The sequence below is a fragment of the Cellulomonas palmilytica genome, from assembly GCF_021590045.1.
Classification (GTDB): domain Bacteria; phylum Actinomycetota; class Actinomycetes; order Actinomycetales; family Cellulomonadaceae; genus Cellulomonas; species Cellulomonas palmilytica.
Window position 1 is genome coordinate 3467502 of record NZ_CP062221.1, and the last position, 18509, is coordinate 3486010.

Consider the following 18509-nt stretch of genomic DNA (forward strand, 5'->3'; position numbering starts at 1 on the left):
CCGGAGCCTCGTGGGCGGTCCGACGGCCTGCGCCGAACCTATCGCGCGCAGTCGTCGCCGGGGCAGGTACGCCGCGCGCGACGCGCGGCGGATCGACCGCGGCGCTGTGCATCGCTAGCCGGGCGGGGCGGACCTCACCGCAGGTGGCGGTCGAGGAACCGGCCGGAGTCCTCGAGCTCGAACACCGGCGTGCCCAGGTGCCCGCCCGCGTTGGCGTGCAGCGTCTTCTCCGCTCCGCCCCAGGCGTCGAACAGGTCGAGGGCGTCCGCGCGGGGGTTGCCCTCGTCGTCCCACTGCAGCAGCAGGAGCAGCGGCACGGTGAGGTCCCGCACCTGCTCGCGCTGCGGCCGGGGCACGTGTCCGCCGGCGAACAGGGCGACGGCCTCGATGCGCGGCTCGGCCGCGGCCAGCGCGATCCCCAGCGCGGCCCAGCCGGAGTAGCCGACCGGCCCGGTGACCTCGGGCAGCTCGACCAGCACGGCGAGCGCGGTGCGCCAGTCCGGGACGGCGCCTGCGACGAGCGCGGTGACCATGGGTTCGAGGACCGGGCCGAGCGGTTCCCCGGCCTGCGCGGCGCGGCGCAGGTCGGCGCGGGCGCGGTCGACCGCGGGCGGGCGCGGGCGGTCCCCGCAGCCCGTCGCGTCGACCGTCGCCACGACGTAGCCGTGCGTGGTCGCGGTCCAGCGGGCGCGGGCGACGAGCCGCGCGTCGGTCCGGGGCAGCCCGTTGTTGTGGGCCATGAGGACCAGCGGCGCGGGCGTCGACGGGGGCACCCAGAGGGCGCCGGGGACGTCGCCGATCATGACGTCGCGCTCGACGACGCCGCCGTCGAGGCCCTGCTCGTCGACGACGGTCAGTGCGGGGGTGGCGGGCATGGTCCCGGCACCGTACGAGTCCCCACGCCGGGCCACAAGGCGAATACCCGGGCGGCACGCCGCCCCCTCGGACGGCAGGCGAATCGGTTCATCGCCCGCGGCCGAGTTGTCGCTGGTCACGCGGCGGGACGACGCTTCCCGAGCGGGCGTGCGCACGCGGGCCCGCCCGACGGAAGGGTCATCGATGACGACGTCCTCGTCCCGGCGCCTGCGCGCCCTGGCCGGCACCGCGCTGGCCGCCCTCAGCCTCGCGACGGTGGGTGCCCTGGTCACCACGACCACCACCGCACCACCCGCGCAGGCCGCGTCCCTCACCCGGGTGTCAGGTTTCGGCGAGAACCCCGGCGGGCTCGGCATGTACCTGTACGTCCCGGACTCGGTGAAGCCGAACGCGCCCGTGCTGGTCGTCGTGCACTACTGCACCGGCACCGCGCAGGCGATGTTCTCCGGCGCGCAGTTCGACGAGCTCGCCGACCGGTACGGCTACATCGCGGTCTACCCGCAGGCCGACCGGCCCGGCGCGTGCTTCGACGTGTCGTCCGCGGCGGCGCTGCGGCACGACGGCGGCAGCGACCCGACGAGCATCGCGAACATGGTCCGGTACGTGCAGCGCACCTACTCGACGGACACGTCGCGCGTGTTCGTCACGGGCACCTCGTCGGGCGCGATGACGACGCAGGTGATGCTCGCGACGTACCCCGACCTGTTCGCGGCGGGCGCGGCGTTCGCGGGCGTCCCCGCGACGTGCTTCTCGACGTCGCAGCCGGCGCCCGGCTCGTCGAACCAGGCGCCCTGGAACAGCGACTGCGCGCAGGGGCGGATCGACCGCACCGCGGCGCAGTGGGGCGACCTGGCACGCGCGGCGTACCCCGGGTACAGCGGCCCGCGCCCACGCGTGCAGCTCTGGCACGGGACGCAGGACACGACGCTCGCGTACGCGAACCACCGCGAGGCGATCGAGCAGTGGACGAACGTGCTCGGCGTGTCCGCGACGCCCGCCGCGACGTCCGTGAGCGGCAACGACACCCGCACGCGGTACGGCGCGACGGGCGACCAGGCACCGGTCGAGGCGCACAGCCTCGGGAACACCGGGCACAACCTGCCCGTGGACGCGGCGGCCGCGATCCACTTCTTCGGCCTCGACGGCCCCGCGCCCACCCAGTCGCCGACGAGCAGCCCGCACCCGACGGACAGCGCGTCGCCGACCCCGACGCCCACCCCGACGCCGACACCCACGTCGACGCCCACCGCGACCCCGACGACGACCGTGCCGTCCGGCTGCCGGGTCGAGTTCAAGGTCAACGCGTGGAACACCGGCTACACCGCGAACGTGACCGTCACGAACGCGGGCGCCAACCCCGTGAACGGCTGGACGCTGCGGTTCACGCTGCCCGCCGGCCAGCGCGTCGAGCAGGCGTGGAGCTCGCAGCTCAGCCAGTCCGGCCAGTCCGTGACGCTCACCAACGCGCCGTGGAACGGCACCATCCCGATCGGCGGCAACGTGCAGATCGGCTTCAACGCGAGCCACTCCGGCTCGGCGACGCCGCCGTCGTCATTCACGCTGAACGGCACGCTCTGCGGCTGAGCACGGCTGAGCACGGCCGAGCACGGCTGAGCACGGCTGAGCACGGCCGACGCAGGAGGGGCCCGGTCGTCGGACCGGGCCCCTCCTGCGTGCTCGGGGCGGGCTCACCCGCCCGCTCGGGTCACCCCTCGCGTCGCCGTCGCACGACGAGCACGAGCACGACACCGGCGACGAGCGCAGCGGCCGCGAGCGCGGCCAGCCCCGCGTCGAAGCCCGTGACCCCGAGCTCCGCGTCGGCCGCCACGACCTGGACGGCGGCGGACCCGCTGAGCCCGGAGGTCAGCCCGCGCACCTCGAGCGTGTGCTCACCGAGCGCCGCGTCCACGGGGATGGTCACGGTCAGGTCGACCGCACCCGTCGCCGAGGCCGTGCCGCCGAGCAGCAGGACCGGCGTGGAGTGCAGCCACACCTGGACCTTCTCGCCCGCCGTGAAGCCCGACGCGCGCACCTGGACCGTGCTCCCCCGCCGGACCTCGCCCGCGGACAGCTGCACCCGCGGCTTCGGGCCGGGCTTGGCCGTCGGCTCCGGGCGCGGCTTCGCCGTGCGCGTGGGGTGCGGCTTCGGCGTGGGCTGCGGCTTCGCCGTGCGCGTGGGGTGCGGCTTCGGCGTCGGGTGCGGCTTGGGCGTCGTCGTCGGCGCGGGCGTCGGGGTGGCCGTGCCCGTCGGGCCGGGCGTCGGGGTCGCCGTGCCGGTCGGCGTGGGCGTGGGCGTCGGCGTGGGTCCGCCGTCCTCCTGCACCTCGACGAGCACCGCGACCGTGCGTGCCGGGACGCTCACCGTGCCGGTCGCCGTGTCCCACGTGGTCGCCTTGACGACCTCGTCGGACCCCGCGGCCTGCACCGGGGACAGCGCGTACTCGCGCCCCGCGAGCTCGGTGACGACCTGCGTGGTCGCCTCCGTCCCGGCGTTGAGCACGACGAGCACGCCGTCGAGCGCGGGGTCCGCGTCCTCGCCGAGCGTGTCGTCGATGCTCATGACGATCACGCCGGGCGTCGCGTCGGGGCCGCTGTTCGGGAACGTCAGCTTGGTCTCGATCGCGTCCGCGGAGCCGAGGCGCAGCAGGCGGGTCGAGGAGCGCAGGCGCAGCAGGTCGAGCGCGGCGTCGGACGCCGTGGCGACGTCGTCGGCCGACGGCTTGAGCGCCGGGTCCGCGAGCAGCGGGGCCATGTACGGCCACTTGGCCTCGTTGTCGGGCCGCGGCGGCAGGCCCTTGCCGAACCCGTTCTCCTGGCCGGTCCAGTCGATCGCGTTGAACCAGTCGCCCGAGTTGTAGCTGTTGCGGTCGAGCGACTTGCTGCGCAGCCGGTCCGCGCCCGCGTGCCAGAACGACGGCGTCTGGGCGAGCGCGGTCGTCGCGAGCGACAGCGTGTTCATGCGGATGCGGTCGTCCATCGAGGTCGCCTGCGGGAGCTTCATGGTGAGCGAGTCCCACAGCGTCTCGTTGTCGTGCGCGTCGACGTACGTGACGACCTCGTCGGGCTCGGTCGCGTACCCGGCCGGCTGGCCGTTGTAGTCGAGCTGCGCGCCCGTGCGCACGGTCCCGTCGGCCGCGAGGAGCTTGAAGTCCGCGAGGTTGCCCGCCATGCCGAGCCGCACGAGGTCCGCCTGGTGCGCCAGGGACGCCTCCTGCGCCGCGGCGTCGCCGTTGACCGCGGCGCCGTTCGGGTCGGTGAACTGACCCGAGCCGAAGCCCTGGACGCGGGGGTCCTCGTCGAACGGGCCGCCGCCGCGCACCGCGTCGCGCAGCCGGTCGGAGAACGTCCCGATGCCGGTGCCGCCGAGGTTGCCCTGGCGGGCCTGCTCGAACAGCGCGTCGTCGGCGACCTCGCCGAAGTTCCAGCCCTCGCCGTACAGGTAGATGCGCGAGCCGTCGACGCCGTCCTCGGCGAGCGTCAGCTCGTCGAGCGCCGCCCGCACGGCCTGCATGTTGGCGACCGAGTGGTGCCCCATGAGGTCGAACCGGAAGCCGTCGACCTTGTAGTCGCGCGCCCACAGGACGACGGAGTCCACCATGAGCTTGCCCGCGAGCGCGTGCTCCGTCGCGATGTTCGAGCAGCACGTGCTCGTCTGGACCGCGCCCGCCGCGTCGAGGCGGTGGTAGTAGCCCGGCACGACCTTGTCGAGCACCGAGGTGTCGGCCTGGCCGGCCGCCGAGGTGTGGTTGTAGACCTCGTCGAGCACGACCTCGAGACCCGTCGCGTGCAGCGCCCCGACCATCGTGCGGAACTCGCTGACCCGCGCGTCGGGGTCGACCGCGTACGAGCCCTCGGGCACCTGGTAGTGGAACGGGTCGTAGCCCCAGTTGAAGCCGTCGGCGTCGGCCACCGCGGTGACGCACGCCTGCTGCTGCTCGGAGTCCGGCGCGTACGACGCGAGGTCGCACGCCGGGCTCTCCTGCTGCGTGCGGTCCTCCTCGATGGTCGCGATGTCGAACGTCGGCAGCAGGTGGACCGTCGTCAGGCCCGCGCCCGCGAGCGCGGCGAGGTGCCGCGTGCCGTCGCTGTCCCGCGCGAACGCGAGGTACGTCCCGCGCTCGGCCTCGGGCACCGTCTCGTCGGCGATCGAGAAGTCGCGCACGTGCAGCTCGTAGATCGCCCGGTCGACGGCCTGCTCCACCGTCGGGGACGGCGTGTCGGCCCAGATCGCCGGCCGCGTGGCCGGTTCGGCCAGGTCGACGACGACCGAGTGGGTCGAGTTCGTCGTGAGCGCGACCGAGTACGGGTCGGTCACGTCGTTCACGACGACGCGCCGCAGGCTCGGGGCGTACACCGTGACCGCGTACCGGTAGGCGGCACCCGTCCAGTCGGCGTCGCCCTCGACGTGCCACACGCCGTCGTCGCCGCGCTCGGCGGCGACCCGCGTGGGCTCGGCCGAGGTGTCGCCGGTCCAGACCAGCAGGTCGACGTCCTGCGCGGTCGGCGCCCACAGCGCGAACGACGGCGTGCCGTCGTCCCACGTCAGGCCCAGGTCCGCGTCGGCCGCCGCGTCGGCGTACAGGTCGTCGAGCACGCCCGGGACCTGCACCCCCGTGAACGCCGCCGGGGCGTCGTCGCCCGCGGCGAGCACACGGAGCTCACCCTCGAGCAGCTCGGCGGCGCGTGCCGCGTCGGGAGCGGACAGGTGCAGCGCCGCGTAGCCCGCGAGCGCCGGGAACGTCGTCGTGACGTCCGCGGGCAGCCCCGCCGGGTCGTACGTCAGGGCGAGCGACTCGCCGCCCTCGACCGCGCCGTCGGCGAGCTCGAGGCCGCCCGTGGGCGACGCGTGCAGCGACCACGTCAGGTCGGCGGCGTCGAGGTCACCGAGCAGGTCACGCGGGAACGCGAGCGTGTCGGCCGTGACCCAGTGGGCACGGGCCTGCCCGGTGCCGGGCAGCGGCGGGTCCTGGACGGTCACGGTGAGCACCTTCGTCTCGGAGTCGAACGTGAAGAGCACCTGCTTGCCCTGGCTGGCGGAGAAGGTGATGTTCGCACCTCCCGGGATACCGCCCTCGCCCCAGTTGAGGTCCCAGGACCGGTCCTGCGTGACCTTCACCTGGTACGAGCCTGTCGGCAGCGCCGTCGTCGAGAACGTGAACGTCCCGTCGCCGTCGCCGTCCTGCAGGAGCGCGGCGAGGCAGTCGGGCTGCCAGTCGCCCGGGCAGCCGAGCTCGGACTGGAAGTCGCCCGCGAGCGTGAACAGCGGGCCCTGCGCGGTCGACGTGAACAGGTGCGAGACGGGGTCGTAGACGAACGTCACGTCGGACTGCTCGGCGAGCGTGTAGGCGACGTTCGCGCCGTCCCGCACGCCGCCGGCGCCGTAGTTCTCGCTCCACGAGCCGCCGATCGCGACCTTGTACTCGTACGCGCCCGCGGGGATCGTGAACGTCCCGGCGTAGACGCCGCCGGGCTGCAGCTCGAGGCGCGCGTCGGCGCAGTCGGGCGCCCAGTCACCCGGGCAGCCCATCTCGCTGTTGTGGCTGCCGGGCACGCTCACGACGAGGTCGCCCGGGCCGGGCTCGGTCGGCGTTCCCGCGTCGATCGTCAGCACGCCCGCCGCGGTGTCGAGGTGGAACGTCACCGTCGGGGTCTCCGCGGTCACGGCGAACGCGACGTTGCCGCCGCCGGCCGTGCCGTAGCTCGTCGCCCAGTCGAAACCGCGCACGGCCTTGGCCTCGTACGTCCCCGCGGGGATCGCGGACGTCGTGTAGGTCCACTCGCCGTCCCGGTCGGGGTCGGCCAGCACGCCCGTCAGGCACGTGGCACTCCAGTCGCCCGAGCAGCCGAGCTCGGACTGGAAGTCGCCCGCGACCGTGTAGACGGCGCCCGCGGCGTCGTTGACCACGCGGTGCGTCGACGGGTCGTACCAGAACGTCACGGGACGGTCCGGATCCGTCACGGTGTACGTGATGTTGCCGGACGGCGAGTTCTTCACGCCGTCCTCGCCGTAGTTCTCGTGCCAGCCGCCGTTCTCGGCGCCCTGCGCCTCGTGGTACGCGGCGCCGACGGCGACCTTGTACTGGTACGTGCCCGCGGGCAGCGTGAACGTGCCGGACCAGCGGCCGTCCGGCTGCTGCGTGAGCTCGGCGGCCGCGCAGGTCGGCTGCCAGTCGGCGGCGCAGCCCATCTCGGAGTTGTGCTCGCCCGGGATCGTCACGACGCTCTCGGCGTCCGCGACCACCGGCGTGCCCGGACCGTATCCCTCGCCGACCGTCGCGAACGTCGTCGTGACCGACGTGTTGCCGCTCGCGTCCCGCACCACCGCGCGGTACTCGACGAGCGCACCGGGGGCCAGGCCTGCGGTCGTGTGGAACACGCGCGGCCGGCCCGTGTCGCTCGTGCCGAGCGTCGTCCAGTCGTCGTCGCCCGCGACGCGCCACGAGAACGTCGTCTCGGCGTACGCCTCCTCGCCGAGCGTCACCGCGAGCTCCTCGAGCGCCGTGACCGGCAGGCCCGGCGTGCCGGCGAACTGCGCGTCGACCGCCTCGGCGCGCGCGGGCAGCGGGCTCGTCGCGCGGTACACCACCGCGGACAGCGCCGGGACCTCGAGCGTGACCTCGTCGTCCGCGGTCACCGAGCCCGTCGCGCCGTACAGCGCCTCGAACGTCGCGTCCGGGGACAGCGGCGTGAACGTCGCCGAGCGCGTCGCCGTCGCGTTGTTGACCGCGACGAGGTACTCGACCTTCTCGTCGCGGTCGACGCGGCTGAACGCGTACACGCCCGTGCCGTCGGCGACGAGCTGCTCGACCTGCGCGCCCTGGGACAGCGCGTCGTGCCCGCCGCGCAGCGCACCGAGCTCGGCGATCGCCTCGTACAGCGCCGAACCGGTGTCGAAGTGGTCGTCGGTGCCCATCGTCGTGCCGTCGACGAGCGGCTGGTCCGCGTACGAGTCGACCTGCGTGCCGAACATCGACTGGCGCGCGTCCTTGTCGCCGCCCGTGCCCGCGAAGCCCTGCTCGTCGCCGTAGTAGACGACCGGCTGACCGCGCGTGAGGAACATGAGCTGGTGCGCGAGCACGTCCCGCTGCTGCGCGGAGTCCTTGCCGGCCAGGAAGTAGCCGATGCGCCCCATGTCGTGGTTGCCGAGGAACGTGGGCAGCGCGTACGCGCTCGAGTCCGGCATCGTGTACAGGTCGTCGGACGCGAACAGGCCCGCGAGGCTCCGCGCCGAGCCGCCGCCGGCGTACCCCGACGCGGCGGACTGGAACGCGAAGTCCAGCACCGCGCTCATGTCGGTCTGCCGCACGTACGGGCTGGTCTTCGCCGCGTCGGCGTCGTACACCTCGCCGAACATGAAGAAGTCGTCCTTGCCCGTCGCACGCGCGTGGTCCATGACCTGCGTCGTCCACGACTCCCAGAACTCCATGTTCACGTGCTTGACCGTGTCGATCCGGAAGCCGTCGACGCCCCGGTCGACCCAGTCCGAGAAGATCTGCGCCATGCCGTCGACGACCACCGGGTTCTCGGTCATGAGGTCGTCGAGCGCGCCGAAGTCACCGAGCGTCGAGGACTCCCCCGCATAGGTCGAGCTGCCGCGGTTGTGGTACAGCGTCGGGTCGTTGAGCCACGCGGGCACCTTGACGTCCGCCTCGTCGTCCGGGACGACGGGCGTGTACGGGAACGACGTCTCCGGGTCGAGCTCGGGGAACGTGCCCCCGACGACGTCGGCGAGCTGGAACGCGTCGCCGTCCGCGTCGGTGTACGGCCGGTCCGCCTGCGAGACGTACGGGTACGGGGTGTCGCCGGACGCCGGCGCCTCCTCGTACTGGATCACGTCGGCCGTGTGGTTGGCGATGATGTCGAAGTAGACCTTCATGCCGCGGTCGTGCGCGGCGTCCACCAGCGCGTCGAGCTCGGCCATCGTGCCGTAGTGCGGGTCGAGCGTCGTGAAGTCCGTGACCCAGTACCCGTGGTAGCCGGCCGAGACGTCGTCGGTGCCGGCGCCCTGCACGTACTTGTTGGTGAACGACGGCGTCAGCCAGATCGCGGTGGTGCCCAGACCCTGCACGTAGTCGAGGTTGTCGACCAGGCCGGCGAGGTCGCCGCCCTGGTAGAACCCCTTGTCCGTCGGGTCGAAGCCGGTGACCAGGCGGTCGCCCGTGACGCCGCCACGGTCGTTCGACGCGTCGCCGTTGGCGAACCGGTCGGTCATGACGAAGTAGTACTGCTGGCCCGAGCCCGGCTGGCGGACGGGCGCGAGCGCGACCGCGTCCTGCTCGGCCTCGTCCTGCAGGTCGACCGGCGTCAGGGACGTGCGCCCCGTCGCGACGTCGAAGTCGACGAGCAGGCGCGTGGTGCCCGCGAGCACGAGCGGCACGTCCGGCGCACCCGCGTCGCTCGACCCGCCGAACCCGTACGCCGTGTCCCACGCGTGGTCGGCGACGACCTTGAAGCCGTAGCTGCCCGCGGGCAGCGTCACGGTCGTCGCGTAGTGGCCGTCGCGGCCGTCGACCGGAGCGAGGTCACCGTCGGTGCAGGGGGGTTCCCAGTCGTCGGCGCACCCGATCTCGGTCTGCAGCGACCCGACGAGCGTGTACGTCGGGTCGGCGGCGGTGGCCGTCCCCTGCGTCACGACGGCGCCGCCGACCAGCGCGAGCGCGGCGGCGGTCAGGAGCGACAGGGGACGGCGGGCTCGCGCGAGGGCGCTGGACATGCGGCGACTCCTTCGTCTCCGCGCCGGGGCGACGCGGGCATGCGGGCTTGCGCGCCCCGCGGCGGTGTCGGCAGGCGGCCGCTCGGCCGTGCTGCGGACGAGCCGCGGGGCGTCCGACGACGACGGCGTCGACGGCTGGCGGCAACGTACCGGCTTGCCGCAACTTGCAGCAAGAGTTTGCGGAGGCCGTTGCCGACCCGTGACCAAGCGCCACGAACCACCCCACTCCACCACCTGCGACGACACGGCGCGCGCCCACACCGACCGTCCTCGGAGCGCGGGACGGTCACCCGGGACGACGAACGGCGCCCACCCCGCAGGGTGGACGCCGTTCGAGGGACACGAGGGGCTCAGCCCAGGCGCGCCGCCAGGTTCTCGTCGAGGGCCGCGAGGAACTCCTCGGTCGTCAGCCACGGCTGCTCCGGGCCGATGAGCAGCGCGAGGTCCTTCGTCATCTTGCCGCTCTCGACGGTCGCGATGACGACGTCCTCGAGCGTCTCGGCGAAGCGCGTGACCTCGGGGGTGCCGTCGAGCTTGCCGCGGTGCTTGAGGCCGCCCGTCCACGCGAAGATCGAGGCGATCGGGTTCGTCGACGTCGGCTTGCCCGCCTGGTGCTGGCGGTAGTGACGCGTCACCGTGCCGTGCGCCGCCTCGGCCTCGACGGTCTTGCCGTCGGGCGTCATGAGGACCGACGTCATCAGACCCAGCGAGCCGAAACCCTGCGCGACCGTGTCGGACTGCACGTCACCGTCGTAGTTCTTGCACGCCCAGACGTAGCCGCCCTCCCACTTCATCGCGGCGGCGACCATGTCGTCGATCAGACGGTGCTCGTACGTCAGGCCCGCGGCGTCGAACTGCTCCTTGAACTCGGTGTCGAACACCTCCTGGAAGATGTCCTTGAACGCACCGTCGTACGCCTTGAGGATCGTGTTCTTCGTCGAGAGGTACACCGGGTAGCCGCGCTGCAGGCCGTACGCGAACGAGGCGCGCGCGAAGTCGCGGATCGACTCGTTGAAGTTGTACATGCCCATCGCGACGCCGCCCGCCTCCGGGTACGTCACGACCTGCTGCTTGATGGGCTCCGAGCCGTCCGCCGGCTCGAACGTCAGGGTGAGCGTGCCCGCACCCGGGACCTTGAAGTTGGTCGCCTTGTACTGGTCGCCGTGCGCGTGACGGCCGATGATGATCGGCTTGTTCCAGCCCGGCACGAGGCGCGGGATGTTGCTGATGATGATCGGCTCGCGGAACACGACGCCGCCCAGGATGTTGCGGATCGTGCCGTTCGGCGACAGCCACATCTTCTTGAGGCCGAACTCCTCCACGCGCGCCTCGTCCGGCGTGATCGTGGCGCACTTGACGCCGACGCCGTGCTCCTTGATCGCGTGGGCCGCGTCGATCGTCACCTGGTCGTCGGTCGCGTCGCGGTTCTCGATCGACAGGTCGTAGTACCGCAGGTCGATGTCGAGGTACGGGTGGATCAGGCGGTCCTTGATGAACTGCCAGATGATGCGCGTCATCTCGTCGCCGTCGAGCTCGACGACCGGGCCGACGACCTTGATCTTCGCCATGCGGGACTCCTTGCTGGGGACTGGGCCGACCCAAGATTACTCGACATCGAGAGATCTCAGCCGGGCCGCGGGCGCGAGCCTGGTCACGTCCCACGGGGCGTTCGCGGCGGCCGTGACGGCCGGAGGACGGCGAGAAACCGCCGGAGCTCCGCGGGAACCGCGCCCGAACGACGCGCAGCACCGATTTTGGTGCCCGTCACCAGCCGCGGTCCACGGTCAGTGCTGGCATATTGGCCCGCGAACCACTCGAATCTACCGAACGGACCGCCATGTCCCAGGACCCCACCGCCGGCGCGCCCGAGCCCGAGGGCACCCAGCCCGCGGACCCGACGCCCGCCGAGCAGACCGCGGCGACCCCCGAGCCGGCCGCCGAGCCGGTCACCGAGACCGTCTCCGAGCCGGTCGTCGAGACCGTCGCCGAGCCGATCGTCGAGCCGGTCGTCGAGCCCGACGCCCAGCCGACCCCGGAGCCCGCGCCGGGTCCTGAGGCCGACGAGACCGAGTACGACGCCTACGTCGTGCCGGCGGGCACCGTCATCGTCGACGGCCCCGGCCTGCCCGCGCGCCTCGGCGCCGAGGTGCTCGGCACGTTCTTCCTGGTGTTCGCGGGCCTCGCGGTCGCGCTGTTCTCGTCGTCGCAGTTCGCGATCCTCGGCGGCGGGTCCGGCGCGCTCGGCGTCGCGCTGGCGTTCGGCCTCGCGCTCGCCGCGGGCGCCGCCGCGTTCGGCCACGTCTCCGGCGGCCACTTCAACCCTGCCGTCACGCTCGGCGCCGCGCTCGGCGGCCGCACGTCCTGGAAGGACGTGCTCCCCTACTGGCTCGCGCAGCTCGTCGGCGGCGCGCTCGGTGCCGCGGTCGCGTTCATCGCGATCCCGTCGGACCTGCCGAACCTCGTGCAGTCCGAGTCGGCGCGCGCGTTCTTCTCGGCCGTCGCCAACGGCTACGGCGAGCACACCGCGCTCAGCACCGCGACGGGCGGTCAGGCGCAGACGTCGCTGTTCACCGCGATCGTCATCGAGCTCGTCGTCACGGGCATCTTCGTCGCCGTGATCCTCGGCTCGACCGACCGCCGCGCCAACACGCGCGTCGCGCCGTTCGCGATCGGCCTCACGCTCGCCGTGGGCCTGCTCATCACCATCCCGCTCACCAACGGTGCGCTCAACCCCGCCCGCGCCACGGCCGCCGCGATCTTCTCCGAGACGTGGGCGTGGAAGCAGCTGTGGGTCTTCTGGGCCGCGCCGCTCGTGGGTGCCGCGCTCGCGGGCATCGTCTACCGGGCGTTCGCCGCGGAGCCCCCGCTCGAGGACAACCTCCTCGAGGAGGACGACGTGTACGTCACCGGTGAGGACGTCGTCGTCGTGGAGGAGCAGCAGCGCTGACGCTCCCGACCGGCCGGAGGGGTCCGTGGCGCGCACCGCGCCCGGACCCCTTCGTCGTCCTGTCGCGTCTCAGCCCTCGGGGGTCGGGAGGATGACCGCGAGGACCGCGATCGAGACCGCGAGGAACGTCATCACCGTGACGTCCAGGGCACGTCCGCGCACGGTCCACGCGACCGGGCCGGGCTCGGGGCGCACCGCGCGCACGCCGGCACCGGCCGCGAGCAGCGCGGACAACGTCCACGCGCCCGCCGGCGTCCCGGCGACGAGCGCGACCACGCACGCGAGCGCGACGCCGGCCGCCGTCCACCACAACGACGCGTTGCGCGAGGCCTCGAGCGACGCGCGGGCGATGGCGCGCGGGTCGAGCGGGCGCTCGGCAGGCGGCACGTCCTCGGGCACCGCCGGCGCGGTCGACGGCCGCGGGGTCGCGGCGTCCGGGGCGGACGCGTGCGGCGCGGGCGCCGACGACGGGCGCGCGTGGTGCGGGGGCTGCGCGGGCTCGTGCCGGCTCGCCTGCGGACCGGTCGACGAGGCCACCTGGCCGGACGGGGCGGACGGGGTCGCCGGGGTCGCCGGACCGAGCGACCACCCGGCCGGGGCGCCGGGCAGCGCCGCACCGTGCGTCGTCGTCGTCCGTGCCGGTTGCCCGGGCACGCGCTCGTGAACCATCCCGCCTCCCGACGGGTGAGACTACCGTTGCCGGGTGAGCCTGACGCCCGACCGACCGCGCGCACGCACGACGAGCATCCCGGGCGGCCGAGCGCGCGGGCCCGCGTCCGTGCTCGTCGCGGGTGCCGGGCTCGCCGCGACGCAGACCGTCGCCGCGCTGCGCGAGTCCGGCTTCACGGGCCGGGTCACGGTCCTCGGGGCCGAGGGCGTCGCCCCGTACGACCGCCCTCCGCTGTCGAAGCACCTGCTCGACCACGTGTCCCCCGCGTGGCTCGCCGACGAGGTGGGCACCGACATCACGTCGCTCGCCGACGAGGTGCACCTCGAACGCCCGGCCCGCGGCCTCGCCGTGACGCCCGACGACGTGACCGTGCGCACCGACGCGGGTGACGTGACCGCCGACGCGCTCGTCGTCGCGACCGGCGCGCACGCGGTCCTCCCGCCGGCCTGGACGGGTGCGCGCACGCTGCACACGTGGGCCGACGCCCAGGCGTTGCGTGCCGCGCTGCGGCCGGGAGACCGTCTCGTCGTCGTCGGGGCGGGCTGGATCGGCGCGGAGGTCGCGGGCGTCGCGGCGCGCGCGGGCGTGCAGGTGACGGTGGTCGAGGCCGCGACCGCGCCCCTCGCGGGTGCGCTCGGGACCCGGGTGGGGGCGCTCACGGTGCCCTGGTACGACGAGGCCGGGGTGCGGCTCGTCGTCGGGCACCACGTCGCCGCGGTCGACGCGCGCGGTGTGCGGCTCTCCGACGGCGCGCACCTGCCCGCGGACGTCGTCCTCGCGGCCGTGGGCGCCCGGCCCGCGACCGCCTGGCTGGGCGACGCGCTGCCGCGCGAGGCAGACGGGGCGCTCCGCGTCGACGAGGGTTTCACGGTGCTCGGGGCGCCCGGGCGGCACGTGCGCGCGGTCGGCGACGTCACGCTGCGGCGCTCACGGCGGCACGGCTGGGTGCCCGGCGGGCACTGGGACGGCGCGCTGCGCGACCCGGCCGAGCTCGTGGCGGACCTCCTCGAGCCGGGCGACGTGCCCTCGCCGGGGCGCGGGGACCGCGCGCCGTACGTGTTCTCGACGCAGCTCGGGCACGACCTGACCCTGTTCGGGCAACCCTCGCCCGCGCACGACGTCGTGCTGCGGGGCGACCCGGCCGCGGGCGACGGCTGGACCGCTCTGTGGTACCGGCCGGGCGGTGACGCGCTGACCGCCGTCCTCACGGTCGACCGGCCGCGGGACGTGGGCGCCGCGCGCCGCCTGTTCACCTCGCCGGCGCTGCCCGAGCTCGCGCGCCCGCTCGCCGCCGACCCGGCCCGCCCGCTGCGCCCCTGACCCGACACCCGGCGCGTCCACCCACCGATGCGGGACGGCCCCCGTGCGCTGCCGCGCCGGGGGCCGTCCGCGCCGAGAACGGCGTCAGTGCGCGAAGTGGCGCGTCCCCGTGAGGTACAGGGTGACGCCCGCGGCCTGCGCCGCCGCGACGACCTCCTCGTCGCGCACCGACCCGCCCGGCTGGACGACCGCGCGCACACCGGCGTCGAGCAGCACCTGCAGGCCGTCCGCGAACGGGAAGAACGCGTCGGACGCCGCGACGGCACCCTGCGCGCGCGGGGTGTCCCCCGTGTTCGCGCGCTCGACCGCGAGGCGGCACGAGTCGACGCGGTTGACCTGGCCCATGCCCACGCCGACCGACGCGCCGTCGTGCGCGAGCAGGATCGCGTTGGACTTCACCGCGCGCACCGCGCGCCACGCGAACGCGAGGTCCGCGAGCGTCGCGTCGTCGGCCGCCTCGCCCGCGGCGAGCGTCCACGTCGTCGGGTCGTCGCCCGCGGCGTCGATCCGGTCGACGTGCTGCACGAGCAGCCCGCCGGAGACCGCGCGCAGCTCGACCTGCGCCGCGGGCGGCGCGTCCACGACGAGCAGGCGGATGTTCTTCTTCTGCGTGAGCAGCGCGAGCGCGTCGTCGTCGAACCCGGGCGCCACGACGACCTCGGTGAACACCGGCGCGATCTGCTCGGCCGCCGCGAGCGTGACCCGCTGGTTCGTCGCGATGACCCCGCCGAACGCCGAGACCGGGTCGCACGCGTGCGCCTTCGCGTGCGCGTCCGCGACGTCGGCGCCGACCGCGATGCCGCACGGGTTGGCGTGCTTGATGATCGCGACCGTCGGCGCGTCGCCGTGGTCGTGCGCCGCGCGCCACGCGGCGTCCGCGTCGACGTAGTTGTTGTAGCTCATGGCCTTGCCGTGCAGCTGCGTCGCGCCCGCCAGGCCGTGCCCCGCACGACCCTCGTCGGACAGGTACAGCGCGGCGGACTGGTGCGGGTTCTCGCCGTAGCGCAGCACCTCGCCGCGGGTCCACTGGGCGCCGACGACCGCGCCGAAGCCCGACCCGGTCGCCGTCTCGTCGGGCGCGTACGCGTTCGCGAACCAGCCCGCGACCGCCGTGTCGTACGCCGCGGTGTGCGCGAACGCCTGCGCGGCGAGCGTGCGGCGCTGCGCGAGCGTGAACCCGCCCGCGGCGACCGCCGCGCCGACCTCGTCGTACCGCGCCGGGTCGACGACGATCGCGACGCTCGGGTGGTTCTTCGCGGCCGCGCGGACCATCGACGGACCGCCGATGTCGATCTGCTCGACGCACTCGTCCGGCCCCGCGCCCGACGCGACGGTCTGCGTGAACGGGTACAGGTTCACGACGACGAGCTCGAACGGCGCGACACCCAGCTCGTCGAGCTGCGCGAGGTGCTCGGGCCGGCGGGTGTCGGCGAGGATCCCGGCGTGCACGCGCGGGTGCAGGGTCTTGACGCGCCCGTCGAGGCACTCGGGGAACCCGGTGAGCTCCTCGACTCGCGTGACCGGCACGCCGGCACCGGCGATCGTCGACGCGGTCGAGCCGGTCGAGACGAGCTCGACGCCCGCGGCGTGCAGCGCGGTGGCGAGCTCGACGAGACCGGTCTTGTCGTAGACCGAGACGAGGGCCCGGCGGACCGGGCGGCGCGTGGCGTCGGAGGCCGGGTCGAGTGCCGGGTCGAGGGTGGGGGCGGGAACGGGCGGGACGGCGCTCATGAGCACACTCCTGGGTCGGCATCGCGGTGGGACCCAGGCACCCAGGCGGGCGGTGCGCTGCAGGGACGTTCAGCCGCTCCCCGGTGGTCGGTCCCACCCTCGCCAGTCACGGCCGGGGTCAGTCTAGCCCGCGCCCCGGCCCGAGAGGGCCCGCAGCGGCCGGTGGTGACCGGCCGGGGCTCGGGCGTGGGTGCGGTGGGCGAGAATGCCGGGGTGAGCAACCCGTACGCGCCGCCCGACGACCGCCCGGGGGCGGACACGCCGGAGCGCCGCACGCCGCCGCACGCCCCCGAGCCCGGGTGGGGCGTGCCGCCGGCGCAGCAGCCCGTCGCGCCGCCGCCGCGCGAGACACCGCCGCCGTCCCCCGAGACCGTCAAGGACGTCGCGCGGCAGGTGCGCCTGTTCGCGGTGCTCATGCTCGCGACGCTGCTCACCGGCACGTTCCCCGTCCCGTGGCAGGCCGCGAGCCTCGTCTTCTGCGTGCTGGCGCTCGTCGTCGGGATCCGTGCGCTCGTGCGGGCCGTGCGCGGTCGCGTGCGCGGCGCGATGACGGGGCTGCTCGCCGGCGGGACGGGCCTGGCGGCGTTCTGGCTCGTCGTGTCCGGCGGGATGATCCTCATGTGGCCGCTCTACCTGGACCGGCAGGAGTGCCTCGCGGGCGCGCTGACCGTGAGCGCGCGGCACGAGTGCGAGGCGACGTTCGAGAAGTCGGTTCAGGACTGGCTCGACGAGCGCACGGGCCGCTGAGGCCCGCGGTCGTGCTCGGCGGCTCAGCGCGCGCCGCGCGCGCGGTCCCACCCGCCGACGAGCGCGGCGGCTGACGCCCGGCGCAGCCTGGCGTCAGCCGGCAGCGCGACGAGCACGGCACCGAACAGCACCTCGAGCGCGACCGCGGCGCCCACCGCGACGGCCGACGCCCCGACGTGCGCCATGCGCCCGGGCCCGACCGCGCCCGTCGCCGGCAGGACGAGCAGCGCGGCGACGAGTCCCGCACCGGCCGAGGCCACCACGCACGCGACCGCCGTGCTCCACGCCCGCAGGCCGTCGCGCGCGCGCAGACCGCGGTGCAGGTACCAGCCCGTGAGCGCACCGCAGCCGACGAGCAGCGCGGGCGCCAGCAGCGACGGGCCGCCCGCGACGTCCGCGCCCGGCAGCGCGCCGAGCATCGGCACCGCGGGCAACGTCCCGCCCGTCACGGCATCGGTCGCGAAGTGCGTCCCCTCGCCCACCCAGAAGCCCGGTCCGGCCGCCCACGCGACGGCCCACACGACGAGCACGGGCGCGAACGCGAGCTCGGCGAACGCGAGCACCGCTCCCCCGAGCGTGTCGAGGTCGAGGCCCTCCGCGATCGCGACGACGGTGGTCCGCCCGGCGAGCACCCAGCTCAGCACGACGACGGCGCCCGCGACGACGACCGCGCACGCCGCGACGGTCGCGCCCTCGACCCCGACCGCGACCACGACGGGCAGCCGCCCGTGCCACGGCCGGGTGACCTCGCGCCACGTCGGTGCCTCGGGACGCGCGAGCAGCCCCGCGGCGAGCCCCGCGCCGCCGACGAGCGCGCCGCCCGCGAGCCCGCGGACAGCCCCCACGGGCCCGGCCGTCGCCAGGCCCAGCACGCCCACGAGCACGGCGTACGCGAGCGTCCCGCCCAGCAGGGCCGTGCGGTCCGCGACCCCCGAGCGTCGGGCGGACGCCCAGCCGGTGAACAGCGCGAGCAGCGTCACGCCGAGCGGCACGAGCGTGATCGGCACGCCCCCGACGTCCGGCGCCACGCCGTGCCCCGCGAGCCAGACGCCCGCACCGACCGTGACCGACCGGAACCACTCGACGCCCTCGTTCGCGGGGTCCGCCGACGTCGCGACGTACGCGGCGACCGCTGGCAGCACGACGACGAGCAAGGACAGCAGCGCGCCCTGCATCGCGGCCAGCGCACCCGTGAGCCAGTGCGGCGAGCCGTCGAGCGCGCTCACGAAGAACGGCGACGTGCGTCCGCTGCGCGGGGTCGTCGTACGCCCGGGCGCCACCGGCGAGCGTCGCTCGTCGGGCCGCGTCGACGTCCCGCGGGCGGGTCTCGTGCGGCGGCGCGATCCGGTCGGGGCACTCACCGCCCCATCGTCACCGCCCGGGCGCGGGGATCCGCGCACGCCGCCCGGCGAGTCCCCGCATTCCGGTCCATGGCCCCGCGCGTGGCGACGTCGCGCGTCCGGAGACGGCGACGCCCCGCACGGAGGGTGCCGTGCGGGGCGTCG

General features: G+C 74.7%; 10 protein-coding genes and 1 riboswitch. Of the genes, 4 read left to right on the forward strand and 6 right to left on the reverse strand.

Features of this window, described 5'->3' with window-relative positions:
* Window positions 1–134: 134 nt before the first annotated feature.
* The gene (locus F1D97_RS15655; RefSeq protein WP_236121420.1) at window positions 135–875 is read right to left on the reverse strand and encodes a dienelactone hydrolase family protein; all 741 of its coding nucleotides are present in this window, start codon (window positions 873–875) and stop codon (window positions 135–137) included.
* Window positions 876–1059: 184 nt separating this feature from the next.
* Between F1D97_RS15655 and F1D97_RS15660 the strand changes: the two genes are divergently transcribed.
* A complete protein-coding gene (locus F1D97_RS15660) occupies window positions 1060–2460 on the forward strand; it encodes an extracellular catalytic domain type 1 short-chain-length polyhydroxyalkanoate depolymerase (protein ID WP_236121421.1) in 1401 nt (466 codons plus the stop codon).
* A 121-nt stretch (window positions 2461–2581) separates the two neighbouring features.
* Here F1D97_RS15660 and pulA read toward each other — a convergent pair whose 3' ends face one another.
* Complete coding sequence (gene pulA, locus F1D97_RS15665; protein ID WP_236121422.1) at window positions 2582–9589, reverse strand: pullulanase-type alpha-1,6-glucosidase; 7008 nt, start codon at window positions 9587–9589, stop codon at window positions 2582–2584.
* Window positions 9590–9939: 350 nt separating this feature from the next.
* Window positions 9940–11157, reverse strand: coding sequence for an NADP-dependent isocitrate dehydrogenase (locus F1D97_RS15670; protein WP_236121423.1), 1218 nt, complete (start codon window positions 11155–11157; stop codon window positions 9940–9942).
* Window positions 11158–11426: 269 nt separating this feature from the next.
* Here F1D97_RS15670 and F1D97_RS15675 point away from each other — a divergent pair, with 269 nt between their 5' ends.
* Complete coding sequence (locus F1D97_RS15675; RefSeq protein ID WP_236121424.1) at window positions 11427–12536, forward strand: MIP family channel protein; 1110 nt, start codon at window positions 11427–11429, stop codon at window positions 12534–12536.
* Window positions 12537–12605: 69 nt separating this feature from the next.
* Here the strand turns inward: F1D97_RS15675 and F1D97_RS15680 are convergent, their stop codons facing one another.
* On the reverse strand, window positions 12606–13205 hold the full coding sequence (locus F1D97_RS15680) for a DUF3017 domain-containing protein (protein ID WP_236121425.1): 600 nt from the start codon (window positions 13203–13205) through the stop codon (window positions 12606–12608).
* Between the two features lie 34 nt (window positions 13206–13239).
* Between F1D97_RS15680 and F1D97_RS15685 the strand changes: the two genes are divergently transcribed.
* On the forward strand, window positions 13240–14526 hold the full coding sequence (locus F1D97_RS15685; protein WP_236121426.1) for an NAD(P)/FAD-dependent oxidoreductase: 1287 nt from the start codon (window positions 13240–13242) through the stop codon (window positions 14524–14526).
* Between the two features lie 84 nt (window positions 14527–14610).
* Here F1D97_RS15685 and purH read toward each other — a convergent pair whose 3' ends face one another.
* A complete protein-coding gene (gene purH / locus F1D97_RS15690) occupies window positions 14611–16257 on the reverse strand; it encodes a bifunctional phosphoribosylaminoimidazolecarboxamide formyltransferase/IMP cyclohydrolase (protein ID WP_236121427.1) in 1647 nt (548 codons plus the stop codon).
* A 32-nt stretch (window positions 16258–16289) separates the two neighbouring features.
* Window positions 16290–16377: riboswitch (ZMP/ZTP riboswitch) on the reverse strand.
* Window positions 16378–16470: 93 nt separating this feature from the next.
* Here purH and F1D97_RS15695 point away from each other — a divergent pair.
* Window positions 16471–17004 carry a hypothetical protein gene (locus F1D97_RS15695; protein ID WP_236121428.1) on the forward strand — a complete coding sequence of 178 codons (534 nt, stop codon included), beginning with the start codon at window positions 16471–16473 and terminating at the stop codon, window positions 17002–17004.
* Window positions 17005–17027: 23 nt separating this feature from the next.
* Here F1D97_RS15695 and F1D97_RS15700 read toward each other — a convergent pair whose 3' ends face one another.
* Window positions 17028–18365, reverse strand: a complete 1338-nt coding sequence (locus F1D97_RS15700; protein ID WP_236121429.1) for a cell division protein PerM — start codon at window positions 18363–18365, stop codon at window positions 17028–17030.
* Window positions 18366–18509 lie beyond the last annotated feature (144 nt).